At 55.1% G+C, this 18,885-nt stretch carries 16 protein-coding genes and 1 pseudogene; 9 read left to right on the forward strand and 8 right to left on the reverse strand.

Going from position 1 to position 18,885, the window contains the following annotated elements; genetic code table 11:
• Positions 1 to 98: 98 nt before the first annotated feature.
• From RW65_RS03350 to fdhD, 3 genes are all read right to left on the reverse strand, one after another.
• Positions 99 to 1,094 carry a LacI family DNA-binding transcriptional regulator gene (locus RW65_RS03350; protein ID WP_039055266.1) on the reverse strand — a complete coding sequence of 332 codons (996 nt, stop codon included), beginning with the start codon at positions 1,092 to 1,094 and terminating at the stop codon, positions 99 to 101.
• Positions 1,095 to 1,235: 141 nt separating this feature from the next.
• A complete protein-coding gene (locus RW65_RS03355) occupies positions 1,236 to 1,448 on the reverse strand; it encodes a YdgH/BhsA/McbA-like domain containing protein (protein WP_039055267.1) in 213 nt (70 codons plus the stop codon).
• A 123-nt stretch (positions 1,449 to 1,571) separates the two neighbouring features.
• Positions 1,572 to 2,411, reverse strand: a complete 840-nt coding sequence (gene fdhD / locus RW65_RS03360; protein ID WP_052250265.1) for a formate dehydrogenase accessory sulfurtransferase FdhD — start codon at positions 2,409 to 2,411, stop codon at positions 1,572 to 1,574.
• A gap of 242 nt (positions 2,412 to 2,653) precedes the next feature.
• Between fdhD and fdnG the strand changes: the two genes are divergently transcribed.
• The 5 genes and pseudogenes from fdnG (at position 2,654) to RW65_RS03390 (ending at position 9,243) form a co-directional block, all read left to right on the forward strand.
• A complete protein-coding gene (fdnG, locus tag RW65_RS03370; protein ID WP_156123957.1) occupies positions 2,654 to 5,704 on the forward strand; it encodes a formate dehydrogenase-N subunit alpha in 3,051 nt (1,016 codons plus the stop codon).
• A gap of 12 nt (positions 5,705 to 5,716) precedes the next feature.
• Entirely contained in the window at positions 5,717 to 6,619 is a 903-nt protein-coding gene (fdxH, locus tag RW65_RS03375; protein ID WP_039055270.1) for a formate dehydrogenase subunit beta, read from the forward strand.
• Positions 6,616 to 7,252: pseudogene (gene fdoI, locus RW65_RS03380) on the forward strand (formate dehydrogenase cytochrome b556 subunit). Before fdxH ends, fdoI begins: the two are co-directional and overlap by 4 nt.
• A complete protein-coding gene (gene fdhE / locus RW65_RS03385; RefSeq protein ID WP_039055273.1) occupies positions 7,249 to 8,178 on the forward strand; it encodes a formate dehydrogenase accessory protein FdhE in 930 nt (309 codons plus the stop codon). The pseudogene fdoI and the gene fdhE overlap by 4 nt, the downstream one beginning before the upstream one ends.
• A gap of 150 nt (positions 8,179 to 8,328) precedes the next feature.
• A complete protein-coding gene (locus RW65_RS03390; RefSeq protein WP_039055274.1) occupies positions 8,329 to 9,243 on the forward strand; it encodes an alpha/beta hydrolase in 915 nt (304 codons plus the stop codon).
• A gap of 37 nt (positions 9,244 to 9,280) precedes the next feature.
• On the opposite strand, the gene fabY is transcribed toward RW65_RS03390, so the two are convergent.
• From fabY to typA, 5 genes are all read right to left on the reverse strand, one after another.
• Entirely contained in the window at positions 9,281 to 10,222 is a 942-nt protein-coding gene (gene fabY / locus RW65_RS03395; RefSeq protein WP_039055275.1) for a fatty acid biosynthesis protein FabY, read from the reverse strand.
• Between the two features lie 44 nt (positions 10,223 to 10,266).
• Positions 10,267 to 10,704, reverse strand: a complete 438-nt coding sequence (gene dtd / locus RW65_RS03400; RefSeq protein WP_039055276.1) for a D-aminoacyl-tRNA deacylase — start codon at positions 10,702 to 10,704, stop codon at positions 10,267 to 10,269.
• On the reverse strand, positions 10,701 to 11,573 hold the full coding sequence (locus RW65_RS03405) for a virulence factor BrkB family protein (protein WP_039055277.1): 873 nt from the start codon (positions 11,571 to 11,573) through the stop codon (positions 10,701 to 10,703). The genes dtd and RW65_RS03405 overlap by 4 nt, the downstream gene beginning before the upstream one ends.
• On the reverse strand, positions 11,570 to 12,166 hold the full coding sequence (gene yihX / locus RW65_RS03410) for a glucose-1-phosphatase (protein WP_039055278.1): 597 nt from the start codon (positions 12,164 to 12,166) through the stop codon (positions 11,570 to 11,572). The genes RW65_RS03405 and yihX overlap by 4 nt, the downstream gene beginning before the upstream one ends.
• A 139-nt stretch (positions 12,167 to 12,305) precedes the next feature.
• Positions 12,306 to 14,129, reverse strand: coding sequence for a ribosome-dependent GTPase TypA (gene typA / locus RW65_RS03415; RefSeq protein WP_039055279.1), 1,824 nt, complete (start codon positions 14,127 to 14,129; stop codon positions 12,306 to 12,308).
• 380 nt (positions 14,130 to 14,509) lie between these two features.
• On the opposite strand from typA, the gene glnA reads away from it, so the two are divergent.
• The 4 genes from glnA to RW65_RS22545 all read left to right on the forward strand — a co-directional run bounded on the left by glnA (position 14,510) and on the right by RW65_RS22545 (position 18,883).
• Entirely contained in the window at positions 14,510 to 15,919 is a 1,410-nt protein-coding gene (gene glnA / locus RW65_RS03420; protein ID WP_039055280.1) for a glutamate--ammonia ligase, read from the forward strand.
• 264 nt (positions 15,920 to 16,183) lie between these two features.
• Positions 16,184 to 17,233 (forward strand): nitrogen regulation protein NR(II), encoded by a 1,050-nt coding sequence (glnL, locus tag RW65_RS03425; RefSeq protein ID WP_039055281.1) that lies wholly within the window; start codon positions 16,184 to 16,186, stop codon positions 17,231 to 17,233.
• Positions 17,234 to 17,241: 8 nt separating this feature from the next.
• The gene (gene glnG, locus RW65_RS03430; RefSeq protein WP_039055282.1) at positions 17,242 to 18,651 is read left to right on the forward strand and encodes a nitrogen regulation protein NR(I); all 1,410 of its coding nucleotides are present in this window, start codon (positions 17,242 to 17,244) and stop codon (positions 18,649 to 18,651) included.
• Positions 18,652 to 18,760: 109 nt separating this feature from the next.
• Positions 18,761 to 18,883: a YshB family small membrane protein gene (locus RW65_RS22545; protein WP_141399381.1), complete on the forward strand. Its 123-nt coding sequence runs from the start codon at positions 18,761 to 18,763 to the stop codon at positions 18,881 to 18,883.
• The last annotated feature ends 2 nt before the right edge of the window (positions 18,884 to 18,885 follow it).

An 18,885-nucleotide genomic window follows, 5' to 3' on the forward strand; every position in this document is an offset into this window, starting at 1 on the left:
AATAGTTAATCCTTTATCCGAAACGTTTCGGATCACAACCGAAACGTTTTGGTTCTGTGAGCTGCGCTAAACTTTGTTATTAAAAGGGAGGGGAAAATTCAGGCGGTCACGCCGGGGCGAAACTCCGTTTGCCACAGCACTTGCAGGTCGGTTAATGGCTCACCGGCAATCAACTGGCGGACCATATCGGCAATCTGTTTACCCACCGCTTCGCGGGTGGCCTGCACCACGGCGGCAACATCGACGTCGACAATGCTGTCGTCCGGCAAACCGTCATATACCACCAGCGCAACGCGATTTTCACCCAGCAGTTTGCCATGCTTCAGCAGCGCCATCGCCGCGCCATCGCCGTGAGTGTTGCAGTCGGTAACGATCGCCTGCGGCGGTTGTGGCAGCGCCAGCAGTGCTTCAACGGCCTGGTAACCCGCGCGGCGGGAAGGCGACAGCGTACGTAACCACTCGTCAGACAGCCCGCTATCGCGCAGCGCGTCTAAATAGCCCTGACGGCGCTGGGCGATAAACGCCTGGCTGTTATTTTCACTGAGCATGGCAATACGCTGATACCCGTGGTCGATAAGAAAGCGGGTAGCGCGGTAGGTCCCGGCATAGTTATCGAAATCAAACCACGCATAGGGTTTCGCAAGCTGGCTGCGCCCCAGCGCCAGAAAAGGGAAACCGGCGGCCTGTAACTGCTCCAGTCGTGCGTCGTTATCCAGGGTGTGGGCGACAATCAGGGCATCAACGCGACGACTTTGTATCATGCGCAGGTAGCTGTGCTTATCCGCGAGATCGTCATCGGCAATCAATAACAGATCGATATCGTGGCTCGCCAGTTCGCGGCTAATCTCGCCGACCATCTCCATAAACACGCTGTTATTGAGCGGAACAGGATGCACGGGAAAGACCAGACCCACGGCATCGATTTTGCCCATTTTCAAACGCCGCGCCAGGGTGTTCGGGCGATAACCACGCCGGTCCGCTTCCGCCTGCACGCGAGCGCGCGTCTCGGCAGAGACATCATCATAGCCATTGAGGGCGCGGCTGACGGTGGTGACAGAGATACCGAGTTGTTTGGCGATGGCTTTAAGTGACATACCTTTCCGGGTCGTAGACGGCAAAACGCCTACAGTGTCCCGTAAGCGCATAGCAGAGTCCAGCGCCGCGCCTTAATTCTGTTTTCACCTGTCGCACAAATGAAAAAAGCGCCCGTAGGCGCTCTTTCGACTGTAGTGCGATTATTTGTTCAGTTCGGCAGTCATATGCACCTGGTTACCGTTATAGGCTTCGGTAATCTGATACGAAGAGGCACCTGCCTGCTGAGCCTGCGCGGCGATTTTCGCTTCGGCACCGGACATGGTTGAGTCGGTAGCGGTGACAGATTGCGCGGCGAAAGAACCGAAAGAAGTAGCCAGAGCGATAAATGCGACAAAAGTTTTGATGCTTTTCATGAGATAAACCCTTACGTTCGTTTGTTTGAGTGAGGCGTTTTGCCTCGATGAAAGAAATAATAGACCTCATCTCACTCAACAAAAAGCGGAAGGATTTGCTCACAAAGTTCAAATTTTTTGATGTTAATTACAGGCGATTAATCGCTGCGGATGCGTATAGACCGTCGCCCGGCCCGGTTTACAAAAACCCACCAGCGTCAGGTTACACCGCTCGGCCACTTCCACCGCCAGCGTGGTCGCAGCGGAAACCGCAAACAGGATTTCAACGCCGCACATCGCCGATTTTTGCACCATTTCATAACTGGCACGGCTCGATACCAGCGCGGCTCCAGCCTGCCAGCGCTGCCCTTCGCGCGCGCGATGTCCGAGCAGCTTATCCAGCGCGACATGACGGCCAACATCTTCATGGCCGATCGCTAACTCGCCGGAGGGCAACATCCAGGCGGCGGCGTGGGTGCAGCCGGTCAACTGGCCAATCGGCTGGTAATCCGTTAAGTGCGTCAGTCCGGTATCCAGCGCGCGTAAATCAAAGGTCTGGGTAAAGGGCAACGGGGCAACAGGCTTACCAATATCATTGAGTTGCTCAACGCCGCAGACACCGCAGCCGGTGCGCCCGGCCAGCGCGCGCCGCCGCTCTTTTAATCCCATAAAACGGCGGCTGGAGAGTTCAATCTGCACTTCAAGGCCGTCGCAGGAGGGCACCACGTCCATGCCATAAATCTCTGACGGGCTCTCAATAATCCCTTCGGATAAGGAGAAGCCAATGGCGAATGCTTCAAGGCCTTTCGGCGAGGCCATCATCACAACATGGGAGATGCCGTTGTAGACCAGCGCAACGGGAACCTCTTGTGCCAGCGTATCCGGCACCGCTTGTTGCAAATCGGCGCGTTTCCACAGCAACACCTCGCGGGCGCCTGTGATTGATGTTGCATTTTTGTGCTTTTTAGCCTGCAAATTGTTCACTTTGCTTTAACCGTTATCGAACAAGCGTACCAACATTATGGTATTCTCCGCGCTTATCCCTCGGGAAAAGGGGGGGAATAGCAGCACTTCTGAATCCTTCACGTCAGATTGAGCCTACCTGGTATGTGGTAGCCTTCGTTGCGGTCCCCCTTTATATGAGGGATTACCAGCAATTCTGAACCTTTGCGCCAACCACCGCAAAGAAAAAAACGATAAGAGTAATGTCAAACCAGGAGCAAACCATGCAGGTCAGCAGAAGACAGTTCTTTAAGATCTGTGCTGGCGGTATGGCAGGAACCACGGCAGCGGCGCTGGGCTTTGCCCCGGCCGTCGCGCTCGCGGAAACGCGGCAGTATAAGCTGCTGCGCACCCGTGAAACCCGTAACACCTGCACATATTGTTCCGTTGGCTGTGGGCTGTTGATGTACAGCCTCGGCGACGGAGCAAAAAACGCCAAAGCGTCAATCTTTCATATTGAGGGTGACCCCGATCATCCGGTAAACCGTGGTGCACTGTGTCCGAAGGGCGCAGGTCTGGTGGATTTTATCCATTCAGAAAGCCGCCTCAAATACCCGGAATACCGTGCACCAGGCTCAGATAAATGGCAGCAAATTTCATGGGATGAAGCGTTTACCCGCATCGCCAAATTGATGAAAGCGGACCGTGACGCCAACTATATCGCGCAAAACGCGGAAGGTACCACGGTTAACCGCTGGCTGAGCACCGGGATGCTGTGTGCATCCGCATCGAGTAATGAAACCGGCTATTTAACGCAAAAATTTACCCGCGCACTCGGCATGTTAGCCGTCGATAACCAGGCGCGTGTCTGACACGGACCAACGGTAGCAAGTCTTGCTCCATCTTTTGGTCGCGGTGCGATGACCAACCACTGGGTCGACATGAAAAACGCCAACCTTATCGTTGTGATGGGGGGGAATGCGGCTGAAGCACATCCGGTGGGATTCCGCTGGGCGATGGAAGCCAAAATCCATAATGGCGCGAAGCTGATTGTTATCGATCCGCGCTTTACGCGTACCGCCTCTGTTGCGGATTTCTATACGCCGATTCGTTCCGGTACCGACATTGCCTTCCTGTCGGGCGTGTTGCTGTATCTGTTAACCAACGAAAAATATAACCGTGAATACACCGAGGCCTATACCAACGCCAGCTTGATCGTGCGTGAAGATTTTGGCTTCGACGATGGCCTGTTCACCGGTTATGACGCGCAAAAACGCAAATATGATAAAACCAGCTGGAACTACGAGCTGGATGAAAAAGGTTTCGCCAAACGCGATACCACCCTCACTCATCCGCGCTGCGTGTGGAACCTGCTGAAAACCCACGTTTCCCGCTATACGCCGGAAGTGGTGGAAGATATCTGCGGCACGCCAAAAGCGGACTTCCTGAAGGTCTGCGAGTACATCGCCGAAACCAGCGCCCATGATAAAACCGCCTCGTTCCTCTACGCGCTGGGCTGGACGCAACACTCCGTGGGTGCGCAGAACATTCGTACCATGGCGATGATTCAGCTGCTGCTGGGCAATATGGGGATGGCGGGCGGCGGCGTGAACGCCCTGCGCGGTCACTCCAATATCCAGGGGCTGACGGATCTGGGCCTGCTGTCGCAAAGCCTGACCGGCTATATGACGCTGCCGAGTGAAAAACAGACCGATCTCCAGACTTACCTCACCGCCAACACGCCGAAACCGCTGCTGGAAGGCCAGGTAAACTACTGGAGTAATTACCCGAAATTCTTCGTTTCGATGATGAAGGCTTTCTTCGGCGATAAAGCGACAGCAGAAAACAGCTGGGGCTTTGACTGGCTGCCGAAGTGGGACAAGGCCTACGACGTTCTGCAGTACTTCGAAATGATGAGCGAAGGTAAGGTTAACGGCTACCTGTGCCAGGGCTTCAACCCGGTGGCTTCGTTCCCGAACAAAAACAAAGTGGTCGCTTCCCTGTCGAAGCTGAAGTTCCTGGTGACGATTGATCCGCTCAATACCGAAACCTCTAACTTCTGGCAGAACCACGGCGAATTTAACGATGTCGATCCGGCGAAAATTCAGACCGAAGTGTTCCGTCTGCCATCAACCTGCTTTGCGGAAGAGAACGGCTCCATCGTTAACTCCAGCCGCTGGCTGCAGTGGCACTGGAAAGGTGCGGACGCCCCGGGCGAAGCGCTGAACGATGGCGAGATCCTGGCGGGCATCTTCATGCGCATGCGAAATATGTATGCGGCGGAAGGCGGTGCCAACCCGGAACAGGTGCTGAACATGAGCTGGAACTATTCGACGCCGGAAAACCCGTCGCCGGAAGAAGTGGCCATGGAGAGCAACGGGAAAGCGCTGGCGGACGTGATCGATCCGGCAACCGGAACCGTGCTTGCGAAGAAAGGCGAACAGCTAAGTACCTTCGCCCATCTGCGCGACGACGGCACCACATCAAGCGGCTGCTGGATTTTCGCCGGTAGCTGGACGCCGAAAGGCAACCAGATGGCTAACCGCGATAACGCCGATCCGTCTGGCCTTGGTAATACGCTGGGCTGGGCATGGTCGTGGCCGCTTAACCGCCGCATTCTCTACAACCGCGCCTCCGCAGATCCCCAGGGTAAACCGTGGGATCCGAAGCGTCAGTTGCTGAAATGGGACGGTGCGAAATGGGGCGGATACGATATTCCGGACTACAGCGCCGCCGCACCGGGCAGTAATGTCGGGCCGTTTATCATGCAGCCGGAAGGGATGGGCCGCCTGTTTGCTATCGATAAGATGGCGGAAGGGCCGTTCCCGGAACACTACGAGCCGTTTGAAACGCCGCTGGGCACCAACCCGCTGCACCCGAATGTGGTCTCCAACCCCGCTGCTCGCGTCTTTAAAGGCGATCTGGAAGCGATGGGTAAAGCGGATAAGTTCCCGTATGTCGGTACCACTTACCGTCTCACCGAACACTTCCACTACTGGACCAAGCATGCGCGCCTTAACGCGATTATGCAGCCGGAACAGTTTGTTGAAATCGGCGAGAAGCTGGCGAACAAGCTGGGCATCGCGCAGGGCGATACGGTGCGCGTCTCCTCCAACCGCGGCTATATCAAAGCCAAGGCGGTGGTGACCAAGCGTATTCGCACGCTGAACGTACACGGTAAGGAAGTCGATACCATCGGTATTCCTATTCACTGGGGTTACGAAGGGGTGGCGAAGAAAGGCTTTATCGCCAATACGTTAACGCCGTATGTGGGCGATGCAAACACCCAAACGCCGGAGTTTAAGGCGTTCCTGGTGAATGTGGAAAAGGTGTAACGGAGACGACTTATGGCTTATCAATCGCAAGACATCATCCGTCGTTCCGCGACTAACGACTTCACGCCCGCGCCACACGCGCGGGATCACCAGCAAGAAGTGGCGAAGCTTATCGACGTCACCACCTGTATCGGCTGTAAAGCCTGTCAGGTGGCCTGTTCCGAGTGGAACGACATTCGTGATGAAGTGGGGCATAACGTCGGGGTGTATGACAACCCGGCGGATCTGACCGCCAAATCGTGGACGGTGATGCGCTTCTCGGAAGTGGAGCAGAACGACAAACTGGAGTGGCTGATCCGTAAAGATGGCTGCATGCACTGCGCCGATCCTGGCTGTCTGAAAGCCTGTCCGTCAGAAGGGGCTATCATTCAGTATGCCAACGGCATCGTCGACTTCCAGTCTGAGCAGTGCATTGGCTGCGGCTACTGCATCGCGGGTTGCCCGTTCGATGTGCCGCGCCTGAACCCGGAAGACAACCGCGTCTATAAATGTACGCTGTGCGTTGACCGTGTGACGGTGGGCCAGGAACCGGCCTGTGTGAAAACCTGTCCGACCGGGGCTATCCACTTTGGCTCCAAAGAGGATATGAAGAACCTGGCCGGCGAGCGCGTGGCAGAGCTGAAAACCCGTGGATATGACAACGCAGGCCTGTACGATCCGGCTGGCGTTGGCGGTACGCACGTAATGTATGTGCTGCATCATGCCGACAAGCCGAATCTCTATCACGGCCTGCCGGAGAACCCGGAAATCAGCCCTACCGTGAAGTTCTGGAAAGGTATCTGGAAGCCGCTTGCGGCGGTTGGCTTTGCCGCGACCTTCGCAGCCAGCATCTTCCACTACGTCGGTGTCGGTCCGAACCGCGCGGAAGAGGAAGACGATAACCTGCATGAAGAGAAAGACGAGGTGCGCAAATGAAAAGACGTGACACCATCGTGCGCTATACGGCGCCAGAGCGCATTAACCATTGGGTCACCGCCTTCTGCTTCATGCTGGCGGCAATAAGCGGGCTGGGGTTTTTCTTCCCCTCCTTCAACTGGTTGATGAATGTTCTGGGCACGCCGCAGATGGCGCGCATTATCCATCCGTTCGTCGGCGTGGTGATGTTTGCGTCGTTTATCATCATGTTTTTCCGCTACTGGCACCATAACCTAATCAATCGGGATGATATCTTTTGGGCGAAGAATATTCGTAAGATTGTCGTCAATGAGGAAGTGGGCGACACCGGGCGCTATAATTTCGGTCAGAAGTGTGTCTTCTGGGCGGCAATTATTTTCCTGGTGTTGCTGCTGGTAAGCGGCGTGGTTATCTGGCGCCCTTACTTCGCGCCAGCGTTCCCCATCCCGGTGATCCGCTTAGCGTTGATGGTGCATTCATTTGCCGCAGTCGCGCTAATTGTGGTTATTATGGTGCATATTTACGCCGCCCTGTGGGTAAAAGGCACGATTACCGCAATGGTGGAAGGCTGGGTGACCAGCACGTGGGCGAAGAAACATCACCCGCGCTGGTACCGGGAAGTTCGCAAAGACAACGGAAAAATCGACTGAATGAGTATTCGCATAATCCCGCAAGATGAGCTGGAGAAGAGCGATAAACGCACGGCGGAAGTTATTCCGCCGTTATTATTCCCCAGGCTGAAAAATCTCTACAACCGTCGGGCAGAACGTCTGCGCGAACTGGCAGAGAGTAACCCACTGGGTGATTACCTGCGTTTCGCCGCGCTTATCGCCCATGCCCAGGAAGTGGTGCTCTACGATCACCCCCTGCACATTGATCTGACGGCGCGCATCAAAGAGGCCGCCGCGCAGGGTAAGCCGCCGCTGGATATTCACGTGCTGCCGCGCGATGCGCACTGGCACAAGCTGCTGCACTCCCTGATAGCCGAGTTAAAACCGGAGATGAGCGGGCCGGCGCTGGCGGTGATTGAGAATCTGGAAAAAGCCTCGGCGCAGGAGCTGGAAGCGATGGCCAGCGCCCTGTTTGCCTCTGATTTCGCCTCGGTGAGCAGCGATAAAGCGCCGTTTATCTGGGCCGCGCTCTCTCTGTACTGGGCGCAAATGGCCAGCCTGATCCCCGGCAAAGCCCGCGCGGAATATGGTGAACAGCGCCAGTTCTGCCCGGTTTGCGGCGCGATGCCGGTCTCCAGCATGGTCCATATCGGCACCACGCAGGGGCTGCGCTATCTGCACTGTAATCTGTGCGAAACCGAGTGGCATGTGGTGCGCATTAAGTGCAGCAACTGCGAGCAAACCCGCGATCTGCATTACTGGTCGCTGGATAACGAGCAGGCGGCGATCAAAGCGGAAAGCTGCGGTGACTGCGGTACTTACCTGAAGCTGCTGTATCAGGAAAAAGATCCCAACGTCGAAGCGGTGGCCGATGATTTGGCCTCGCTGGTGCTGGACGCCCGCATGGAGCAGGAAGGTTTTGCCCGTAGCTCCATCAATCCCTTCTTATTCCCTGGCGAAGGGGAATAATGCCCACCCTTGCCGCTCTGGCAAGGGTTATTCTCTCTTATGTTTTCCCCGCAACTGCGTGTACCCCACTTTTTGTAAAACGCTGCCGTTTCCATTGTGAAAAAACCAGGCTATAAAGGCTGGATATATATACAGATAAAGGTTACGGAAATGGCACTGGAAAAAGGTATTGCCGGTTTGGTGAGCGACTTTATCACCGCCGGGCGCCCCTCGGTGAAAGCGATGAGCATTGATGACAGGCGCGCAGGCTATCTCGCCAGTACGGTGCTGGCAGGCGAGCGGGAGACAAGGGTCGATACTGAAGATCTTACCCTCGACGGCATGACGTTTCGTCGCTATTCCCCTGCCAATGTCGGCAACGCTTCTCTCCCGGCGTTAATCTACTTTCATGGCGGCTGCTTTATCAGCGGTAGTTTCGAGACGCATGACAATCAGCTGCGGCAGCTGGCTTTTTATAGCGGTTGTCAGGTGATTGCGGTTCAGTACCGTTTAGCGCCGGAGCATCGCTGGCCTGCAGCGCATGATGATGCGCAAACGGGTGCCGATATCATCTGGAAAAACGCCGAAAAACTGGGAATTAACCGGGAACGGATCACCCTTGCAGGGGACAGCGCAGGCGGGCATCTGGCGCTGGTCACCGCACTTCGACTAAAAGCAGCAGCAACCTGGCAGCCCGCCCAGCTGGTGCTGATCTATCCGATGCTCGACGCCACCGCCTATTTTGACAGCTATACCTTTAACGGTTCCGATTATGTCATCACGCGCGAAGCGCTGTTAACGGGGTATGAATTCTATCTGGGTGATACGGACCGGATGCTGCCGGATGTGAGTCCTTTGTGGCGCGATGATTTTTCCGGTCTGCCGCCGGTACACATCATTACCGCCGAGTTCGATCCGTTATGCGACGAAGGCGAAGCGCTGTACCAGCATATGATTGAGCAAGGCGTAAACTGTACCTGCTCGCGCTATTTGGGCGTTATCCACGGCTTTTTCCAGCTGGCGGGCATTAGTCAGAGCGCAAGGGATACGATAAGAGATGTGGCGGCACGCGTGGCAAGAGCCTGAACAGGACCGCGCGCCGCAAATCTCGGGCGCGCCCGGTTTACTCTTCTTCGTTACCACCCTCGACAAACGAGCCGAAAGGTTTAGCCGGTAACACGATATAAATCCCTTCGAAAATAGCGCCCGCCTGCTCATCGCCAGACAGCTCAACCTGCAGCTGGACCCGCGCCTTTCGCCCGCGCGCCAGACGATCCAGATCGCCGCTCAGGGAGCCTAAATCGGCAACCGCGCTCGGCTTACCGCTAATCGGCGTACTGTAACGGATATGCGCATCGGCAAGAATAATGGTGCCGCCAAGGTGCCGCTCGCGCAGCATCAGCCAGATAAGCCCCCAGCCGGTGAGCGTCGCCAGCGAAAACAGGCTGCCGGCGAACAGCGTATGGTGCGGATTTTGATTGCCGGTTTCCGGCATGGTGGTGATAAATTTCTGCCCGGTGTACTGCTGAATACGGACGCCCATCTTTTCACTCAGGGGAATATGCTGATACCAGGCCTGCTGTAGCTGTCCGCACCAGTCGCCGCGATGTAGGATATCATCGAGCGAGGCGATGGGTTTAATCATCAAAAAGTGACGCAGCGGCGTGGTTTGCGGCGCAGTGATCTCCCCTTCATTGATAAACCCGAGCTTGGCGAAGAACGCCACCGCATCTTCACGGGCGCTACAGGTCACGCGCTTCACCCCTTCCTGGCGAGCCACGGACTCCAGCGTCATCGCCATCAGGGTGCCAAGACCTTTGTCCTGTACGGAGGGATGTACGGCCATAAAGCGAATAGAGCCTTCGTTATCCGCATTAATATACAGCCGCCCGATCGCCACGATGTTGCCCTCTTCATCGACAACCATCTGGTGATGCGCCATCGCATCCCAGCCATCGCGCTCGGACCCTTTCGGCTGATGCAGCGGCTGGCGCAGCATTTCCCAGCGGAACTGGTAATAGAGCTCTAACTCGTCTTCCGTTTGCGGTACGCGAAGGTGATACATAGCTGCATTCTCTCTTGTGACCAGGGGCCACGCCGCAAGCTGGCTCATACCTGCAACCAGAATGTGACGGGGCCATCATTGACCAGCGAAACCTGCATATCGGCAGCGAATCGCCCGGTTTGCGTCTCTATCTGCTTACTGCGACAGCGCTCCACAAAGTAGTCATAGAGCGCTTGCGCTTTTTCTGGTGCGGCACCGCGGGAAAAGCCCGGACGCATACCGCGTTCCGTATCCGCCGCCAGCGTAAACTGCGAAACCACCAGCACGCTGCCACCGGCCTGCTGGACATTCAAGTTCATCTTTCCTTCCGCGTCGCCAAAAATGCGATACCCCAGCACGCGTTCGCACAGGCGGTCCGCTTTCTGTTCGTCATCTTCTCTTTCGACGCCTAACAACACTAAAAGCCCTGGGCCAATTTCGCCCGTCACTTCATCCGCCACGCTCACGCTCGCGCGGGTCACTCGTTGAATTAATGCAATCATGGTTGGTCTGCTTCTTCTTGCTGTGCGGCTATTTTTAGTTTTCGGTATTCACCGAGAGTGACAGTTATTTCAGCACCAAGCAAGACGATACACCAGGTCCAGTAGACCCAGAGGAACAAAATGGGGATCACAGCCAGCACGCCATAAATCAGCTGGTAGGAAGGAAACAGGGTGATATACAGACCAAAAACCTTTTTCCCCAGTTCGAACAGCAGCGCGGCGACAAAGGCACCGGCAATGGCATCGCGATTCGGCACCTGCGTGGTGGGCACAATGCTGTAGAGCAACCAGAAAGAGAGCCAAGACAGGAGCAGCGGGAAGATGCGCAGCACATCGTCAATCACGCTATCCAGTTCGTTAACCCAATGTAGCGACAGCAAAAAGGAGCTGATCGCCAGGCTTGCACCCACCAGCAACGGGCCGAGAGTCAGGATCATCCAGTAGACGGCGAACGAATAGACATGCGAGCGCACGCGCGTGCTGCGCCAGATAGTGTTCAACGCCGCATCAATGGAGTACATCAGCAGCAGGGAGGTGACGACCAGCCCGACCGCGCCTACCGCAGTCATTTTGGTGGAATTGGCGACAAACTGTTCGATGTAGTTTTGAATCACATCGCCGGTGGTGGGAATAAAATTGGCGAAGACAAAATGTCGTAACTGAATACTTATCTCGGAAAACATCGGAAAAACGGCGAACAGCGCGAACACCACGGCGATTAGCGGCACCAGCGACAGTAATGAGACAAAGGCGAGATTCCCCGCCAGCGTCGTCATATGGTCTTCATCAATACGCTGCCATAACAACCGCAGCCACGCCCACAGCGTGCGCATGCGGTTTCTAGCGTGGTGACGGAGGTTTTTTATCATAGCTGCTTCGCGAAATAGTCCGGGATGGTGGATTTCCCCGTCACCAGGATACTGGCGATTCCCAGCCTTTCAGCCCCGGCAATATTCTCGGCATTGTCGTCAAAGAAGACGCTCTCTTCGGCCGGATAGCCTTCCAGCGCAAGCACCTGCTGATAGATCCGTGCTTCAGGTTTGCGCATGCCCATCTCCTGTGAAAGATAGATGTGATCGGCAGCAGCCTGGATTTCAGGGTATTGCTCCGGCCAATAGGTGGTATGCAGGCGGTTAGTGTTCGACAGCACCACGACGCGATGCCCCTGCTCACGCAGGCGCTGCATGATGTCGACAATCTCTTTGCGCAGCGCGACAAATACCGCCTGCCAGCCCGTAGAGAACTGTTCATAACTCAGCGGTAATTCCATCTCGTGACAGAGCGCTTTGGCAAAATCTTCGTCGCTCAGTTCGCCACGCTCATGTTGATGAAACGGCTCACCCATGGTGAAGCTTTGTTTTAATGTTGCCAGCGGGACACGACTAAAATCGCTCCAGGCTCCCAGCACCCGGTTGAAGTCGATGTCGACAATCACGTTACCTAAATCAAAGATATAGAGCATTTTTCTCTCCTTGCCAGCCCTGGAGAATTAACTGTAGCGGGAAAGCGCGAAATTGAATAGTTTGCGACTTCATGGGAAAGAGAGAGCCATAAAAAAAGCCGCTGAGATTCAGCGGCTTTTTCACAGGTAAGAAGCGAAATTAGTCTTCTTTGGACCCGCGCATTGCGCGTTTACGGTCGTTTTCCGTCAGGTGACGTTTACGGATACGGATAGAGAGCGGCGTCACTTCTACCAGTTCGTCGTCATCGATAAACTCCAGAGCCTGCTCCAGGGTCATCTTGATTGGCGGAACCAGAACCGTTGCTTCGTCCGTACCGGACGCACGCATGTTGGTCAGTTTCTTACCGGTCAGGCAGTTTACCGTCAGGTCGTTAGAACGGCTGTGAATACCGATGATCTGGCCTTCATAGACTTCCGCACCGTGACCGAGGAACAGCTTACCGCGATCCTGCAGACCGAACAGCGCAAACGCAACCGCTTTACCCTGACCGTTGGAGATCAGCACGCCGTTGTTACGCTGGCCCACTTCGCCCGGACGAACGTCGTCGTAATGGCTGAAGGTGGAGTAAAGCAGACCGGTACCGGAGGTCATGGTCATGAACTCAGAACGGAAGCCGATCAGACCACGGCTTGGGATCACGTAGTCGAGACGTACGCGGCCTTTACCGTCCGGATTCATGTTTTTCAGATCGCCTTTACGCTCGCCCAGTGCCTGCATGACAGAACCCTGATGCTGCTCTTCGACGTCCAGCGTCACGTTTTCGAACGGCTCTTGTTTGCGGCCATCGATTTCGCGGAAGATAACTTTCGGACGGGAAACCGCCATTTCGAAACCTTCACGACGCATGTTTTCGATCAATACGGACAGGTGCAGTTCACCACGGCCGGAAACGCGGAACGCATCAGCGTCTTCGGTCTCTTCAACGCGCAGCGCAACGTTGTGCACCAGCTCTTTGTTCAGGCGGTCGAGGATCTGACGTGAAGTCACGTACTTACCTTCTTTACCACAGAACGGCGAGGTGTTGACGTTGAAGAACATGGTGACGGTCGGCTCATCAACAGACAGCGCCGGCAGCGCTTCCACATTCTGCGGATCGCAGATGGTGTCAGAGATGTTCAGCTCGCCAAGACCGGTGATGGCAATGATATCGCCCGCTTCCGCGAGGTCGCTATCAATACGCTCCAGGCCCAGGTGGGTCAGAACTTTACCGACTTTACCGTTGCGGGTTTTGCCTTCGCTATCAATGATAGTGACCTGCTGGTTCGGCTTAACTTTACCGCGTTTGATACGACCAATGCCGATTACACCAACGTAGTTGTTGTAGTCGAGCTGAGAGATCTGCATCTGGAAGGTGCCGTCGAGATCGACGTTCGGCGCCGGAACATGGTCAACAATCGCCTGGTACAGCGGGGTCATGTCTTCAGCCATGTCTTCGTGGTCCATACCCGCGATACCGTTCAGCGCAGAAGCGTAAACGATCGGGAAGTCCAGCTGTTCGTCGGTTGCGTCCAGGTTTACGAACAGGTCGAACACCTGATCGACAACCCAGTCCGGACGCGCGCCAGGACGGTCAACTTTGTTGATTACCACAATCGGTTTCAGGCCATGGGCAAATGCTTTTTTGGTCACGAAGCGCGTTTGCGGCATAGGGCCGTCAAATGCGTCAACCACCAGCAGCACGGAATCGACCATGGACATTACACGCTCAACTTCACCACCGAAGTCGGCGTGCCCTGGGGTATCAACGATGTTGATACGGTAATCATTCCATTTGATAGCGGTGTTTTTAGCGAGGATGGTAATCCCACGCTCTTTCTCCAAATCGTTGGAGTCCATCACACGCTCTTGAGTTTCAGCACGTTCGTCGAACGTACCGGATTGCTGCAGCAGCTTGTCAACCAGGGTGGTTTTACCATGGTCAACGTGAGCAATGATGGCGATGTTACGCAGATTTTCGATCACAACTTTGCCTCAGGCATTAGAAATAGCGCGTTATTGTACACGTATTAATCGAAGGACTAAACAGGATCACAAACATCCTCCGCAAACAAGTATTGCAGAGTTCCTTTGTGATCGCTTTCACGGAGCTTTAAAAGGGGCATTTAACGAAAATTGCACCAATATAGTGCCCTGTGTTCACATAAAAGCACTATATTGGTGCAATGCAACCATCATGGTGCAGCCCTTTTGCACTATGCCGTGCATGATAACGCCTTTTTGGTGACATTTAAAAGTTGGCATAGATTTCGCTACAACAATTATACGGCAACAGTGCCAGCTTTATATAGCACCAGAAGACCTCGTTACCACGACGACAATGACAAATCCGGGAGAGTTTAAGTATGTCCGCTGAACACGTTTTGACGATGCTGAATGAGCACGAAGTGAAGTTTGTCGATCTGCGCTTCACCGATACCAAAGGTAAAGAACAGCACGTCACTATCCCAGCCCATCAGGTAAATGCCGACTTCTTCGAAGAAGGTAAAATGTTTGATGGTTCTTCGATTGGCGGCTGGAAAGGCATCAACGAATCAGACATGGTGCTGATGCCGGACGCTTCTACCGCTGTCATTGACCCGTTCTACGAAGAGTCTACCCTGATTATCCGTTGCGATATCCTCGAACCTGGCACCATGCAGGGCTACGATCGCGACCCGCGCTCCATCGCTAAACGCGCTGAAGAGTACCTGCGCTCCACCGGTCTGGCGGACACCGTTCTGTTTGGGCCAGAGCCAGAATTCTTCCTGTTCGACGACGTGCGTTTCGGTAGCTCTATCTCCGGTTCCAGCGTCGCTATCGACGATATCGAAGGCGCATGGAACACCACCACCAAATACGAAGGTGGTAACAAAGGTCACCGTCCGGCAGTGAAAGGCGGTTACTTCCCGGTTCCGCCGGTCGATTCATCACAGGATCTGCGCTCTACCATGTGTCTGGTGATGGAAGAGATGGGCCTGGTCGTTGAAGCTCACCACCACGAAGTGGCAACGGCGGGTCAGAACGAAGTGGCAACCCGCTTCAACACCATGACCAAAAAAGCGGACGAAATTCAGATTTACAAATATGTCGTGCACAACGTGGCTCACCGCTTCGGTAAAACCGCGACCTTTATGCCAAAACCGATGTTTGGCGATAATGGTTCCGGTATGCACTGCCATATGTCTCTCTCCAAGAACGGCACTAACCTGTTCTCTGGCGACAAATACGCTGGCCTGTCTGAAATGGCGCTGTACTACATTGGCGGCGTAATCAAACACGCGAAAGCCATCAACGCCCTGTCTAACCCGACCACCAACTCCTACAAGCGTCTGGTCCCGGGTTACGAAGCGCCGGTTATGCTGGCTTACTCCGCACGTAACCGCTCTGCGTCCATCCGTATTCCGGTGGTAGCTTCTCCGAAAGCGCGTCGTATCGAAGTGCGTTTCCCGGATCCGGCGGCTAACCCGTACCTGTGCTTTGCCGCCCTGCTGATGGCCGGTCTGGATGGGATTAAAAACAAAATCCATCCGGGCGAAGCGATGGACAAAAACCTCTACGATCTGCCGGCTGAAGAAGCGAAAGAGATCCCGCAGGTTGCAGGCTCTCTGGAAGAAGCCCTCAACGCGCTCGACGCTGACCGCGAGTTCCTGACCGCCGGTGGCGTGTTCACCGATGACGCTATCGATGCTTACATCGCGCTGCGCCTTGAAGAGAACGACCGCGTGCGCATGACGCCGCACCCGGTAGAGTTTGAACTCTATTACAGCGTTTAATTTTTATACTCGGCGAATTTCTTGTTGTAGCAAGGCAGCAACGGAGTGAATCCCCGGCAGCACAGGTTAACTATGTGACCGGGGTGAGCGAAGGCTGCCAGCGCCGCTACAGCAGGAAATACGTTTGAAATTTTTGTTGCCGTGGAAATTTTAGCCCATCTCTGGATGGGCTTTTTTCTCCACCAACAACCTGATCTCACGCGCTTTTTATCGATAAGTCACTATAATGCACTAAATTGGTGCACACCTCCGGGAGACTGCTAAATGGCAAGTGGCGTGCTGCCCGATGCTGGGCAGATCCTCAATTCTTTGATCAACAGCATTTTGCTGGTTGATGACGACCTGGCGGTACATTACGCCAACCCTGCGGCACAGCAGCTGCTGGCGCAAAGTTCACGCAAGCTATTCGGTACACCGCTTCCCGACCTGCTGAGTTACTTTTCATTGAATATCGGTTTGATGCAGGAAAGTCTGCATGCCGGTCAGGGATTTACCGATAACGAAGTGACGCTGGTCATCGACGGACGCTCGCATATTCTCTCCCTGACGGCGCAACGGCTGCCGGACGGGATGATTTTGCTGGAAATGGCGCCGATGGATAACCAGCGCCGTCTTAGCCAGGAGCAGCTTCAACATGCGCAGCAAGTGGCGGCGCGCGATCTGGTACGCGGTCTGGCTCATGAAATTAAAAACCCGCTCGGCGGTTTACGCGGCGCGGCGCAGCTGTTGAGCAAAGCCTTACCCGATCCCTCCCTGCTGGAATATACCCGGGTGATCATTGAACAGGCCGACCGCCTGCGCAATCTGGTGGATAGGCTGCTCGGACCGCAGCAACCGGGGATGCATGTTACCGAAAGCATCCACAAAGTTGCCGAACGCGTGGTGAAACTGGTGTCGATGGAGCTGCCGGCGAACGTCACCTTAACCCGTGACTATGATCCGAGTTTGCCGGAACTTGCTCACGATCCCGACCAAATCGAGCAGGTTTTACTGAATATTGTGCGTAACGCGCTGCAGGCGCTGGGGCCGCAAGGGGGCGAGATTGTTCTGCGTACCCGTACCGCCTTCCAGCTAACCCTGCATGGCGTGCGCTATCGCCTCGCGGCGAGAATAGATGTGGAAGATAACGGTCCGGGAATTCCTTCAAATCTGCAGGATACGTTGTTCTATCCGATGGTAAGCGGGCGCGAAGGCGGCACCGGACTTGGGCTGTCTATCGCCCGTAGTTTGATCGATCAGCATTCGGGCAAAATTGAATTTACCAGTTGGCCAGGCCATACCGAATTCTCGGTATTCCTGCCTATTCGGAAGTAGAGGTGTTTATGCAACGAGGGATAGTCTGGATCGTTGATGACGATAGCTCCATCCGTTGGGTGCTTGAACGCGCACTCACCGGGGCAGGCTTAAGTTGTACGACGTTTGAAAGTGCCAATGAGGTGCTTGATGCACTCACCACCAAAACGCCGGATGTACTGCTTTCGGATATTCGTATGCCGGGGATGGATGGGCTGGCACTGCTGAAACAGATTAAGCAGCGCCATCCGATGTTGCCGGTGATCATTATGACCGCGCACTCGGATCTCGACGCGGCGGTCAGCGCTTATCAACAAGGGGCATTTGATTATCTGCCTAAACCCTTTGATATCGATGAAGCCGTGGCGCTAGTTGAACGGGCCATTAGCCACTATCAGGAGCAGCAGCAGCCGCGCAATGTGCAGGTCAGCGGGCCAACGACGGACATTATTGGCGAAGCGCCTGCGATGCAGGATGTATTTCGCATTATCGGCCGACTGTCGCGCTCGTCCATTAGCGTGTTGATTAACGGTGAATCGGGAACCGGTAAAGAACTGGTCGCTCACGCCCTGCATCGCCACAGCCCGCGGGTTAAAGCACCGTTTATTGCCCTCAATATGGCGGCCATTCCGAAAGACCTGATTGAGTCGGAACTGTTTGGTCATGAAAAAGGAGCCTTTACCGGCGCGAATACTATCCGTCAGGGGCGCTTTGAACAGGCCGATGGCGGGACGCTGTTTCTTGATGAAATTGGCGATATGCCGCTGGATGTGCAGACGCGTTTGCTGCGCGTGCTGGCCGATGGACAATTCTATCGGGTTGGCGGCTATGCACCGGTCAAAGTCGACGTGCGTATTATCGCCGCCACCCACCAGAACCTTGAAGTGCGCGTTCAGGAGGGGAAATTCCGTGAGGATCTGTTCCATCGTCTGAACGTGATTCGCGTCCATCTGCCGCCGTTGCGCGAGCGGCGGGAAGATATCCCGCGCCTGGCGCGCCACTTTTTACACGTTGCCGCACGCGAACTGGGTGTCGAAACGAAACAGCTGCACCCGGAAACCGAAGCGGCGTTAACGCGGCTGGCCTGGCCAGGCAACGTTCGCCAGCTGGAAAATACCTGCCGCTGGTTAACGGTGATGGCCGCTGGTCAGGAAGTATTAATTCAGGATTTGCCCGCTGAACTGTTTGAAACCAGCGTCCCGGATAGCCCGTCGCAGAGCCTGCCGGACAGCTGGGCGACGCTGCTGGCGCAGTGGGCGGATCGCGCCTTGCGTTCCGGTCATCAAAACCTGCTTTCCGAAGCGCAACCCGAAATGGAACGCACCTTACTGACGACGGCGCTGCGCCATACGCAGGGCCATAAACAGGAAGCCGCGCGCCTGCTAGGCTGGGGGCGTAACACCCTGACGCGTAAGCTGAAAGAACTGGGAATGGAATGACGCGCGCACAAAATGTAAAAAATGATGCCTAATCGCAAATTGATGCTATTTTGCGCTTTACTGTTGCCAACAGTGACGTATGATCTTGCCCGTTTATCGGGGGGTCATCATGCTGGAATCATTAATTAATGTGGTCACGGCAGGCGTCGAAGCTGGCGCGTCTGCAAGTCACACACCACAAACGGCCATTGCCGCCGTTCTGTGCGCCGCGTTGGTTGGGCTGTTTAGCTAAAC

Origin of the sequence: Enterobacter sp. Bisph1 (assembly GCF_000814905.1) — a bacterium.
GTDB lineage: Bacteria > Pseudomonadota > Gammaproteobacteria > Enterobacterales > Enterobacteriaceae > Kosakonia.

Excerpts from the sequence above, each read along its gene's own strand:
- fdxH (WP_039055270.1), top strand. The coding sequence starts at position 5,717 with ATGGCTTATCAATCGCAAGACATCATCCGTCGTTCCGCGACTAACGAC.
- dtd (WP_039055276.1), bottom strand. The coding sequence starts at position 10,704 with ATGATTGCATTAATTCAACGAGTGACCCGCGCGAGCGTGAGCGTGGCG.
- fabY (WP_039055275.1), bottom strand. The coding sequence starts at position 10,222 with ATGTATCACCTTCGCGTACCGCAAACGGAAGACGAGTTAGAGCTCTAT.
- RW65_RS03405 (WP_039055277.1), bottom strand. The coding sequence starts at position 11,573 with ATGATAAAAAACCTCCGTCACCACGCTAGAAACCGCATGCGCACGCTG.
- RW65_RS03355 (WP_039055267.1), bottom strand. The coding sequence starts at position 1,448 with ATGAAAAGCATCAAAACTTTTGTCGCATTTATCGCTCTGGCTACTTCT.
- RW65_RS22545 (WP_141399381.1), top strand. The coding sequence starts at position 18,761 with ATGCTGGAATCATTAATTAATGTGGTCACGGCAGGCGTCGAAGCTGGC.
- glnG (WP_039055282.1), top strand. The coding sequence starts at position 17,242 with ATGCAACGAGGGATAGTCTGGATCGTTGATGACGATAGCTCCATCCGT.
- glnL (WP_039055281.1), top strand. The coding sequence starts at position 16,184 with ATGGCAAGTGGCGTGCTGCCCGATGCTGGGCAGATCCTCAATTCTTTG.
- yihX (WP_039055278.1), bottom strand. The coding sequence starts at position 12,166 with ATGCTCTATATCTTTGATTTAGGTAACGTGATTGTCGACATCGACTTC.
- fdhE (WP_039055273.1), top strand. The coding sequence starts at position 7,249 with ATGAGTATTCGCATAATCCCGCAAGATGAGCTGGAGAAGAGCGATAAA.
- RW65_RS03350 (WP_039055266.1), bottom strand. The coding sequence starts at position 1,094 with ATGTCACTTAAAGCCATCGCCAAACAACTCGGTATCTCTGTCACCACC.
- RW65_RS03390 (WP_039055274.1), top strand. The coding sequence starts at position 8,329 with ATGGCACTGGAAAAAGGTATTGCCGGTTTGGTGAGCGACTTTATCACC.
- glnA (WP_039055280.1), top strand. The coding sequence starts at position 14,510 with ATGTCCGCTGAACACGTTTTGACGATGCTGAATGAGCACGAAGTGAAG.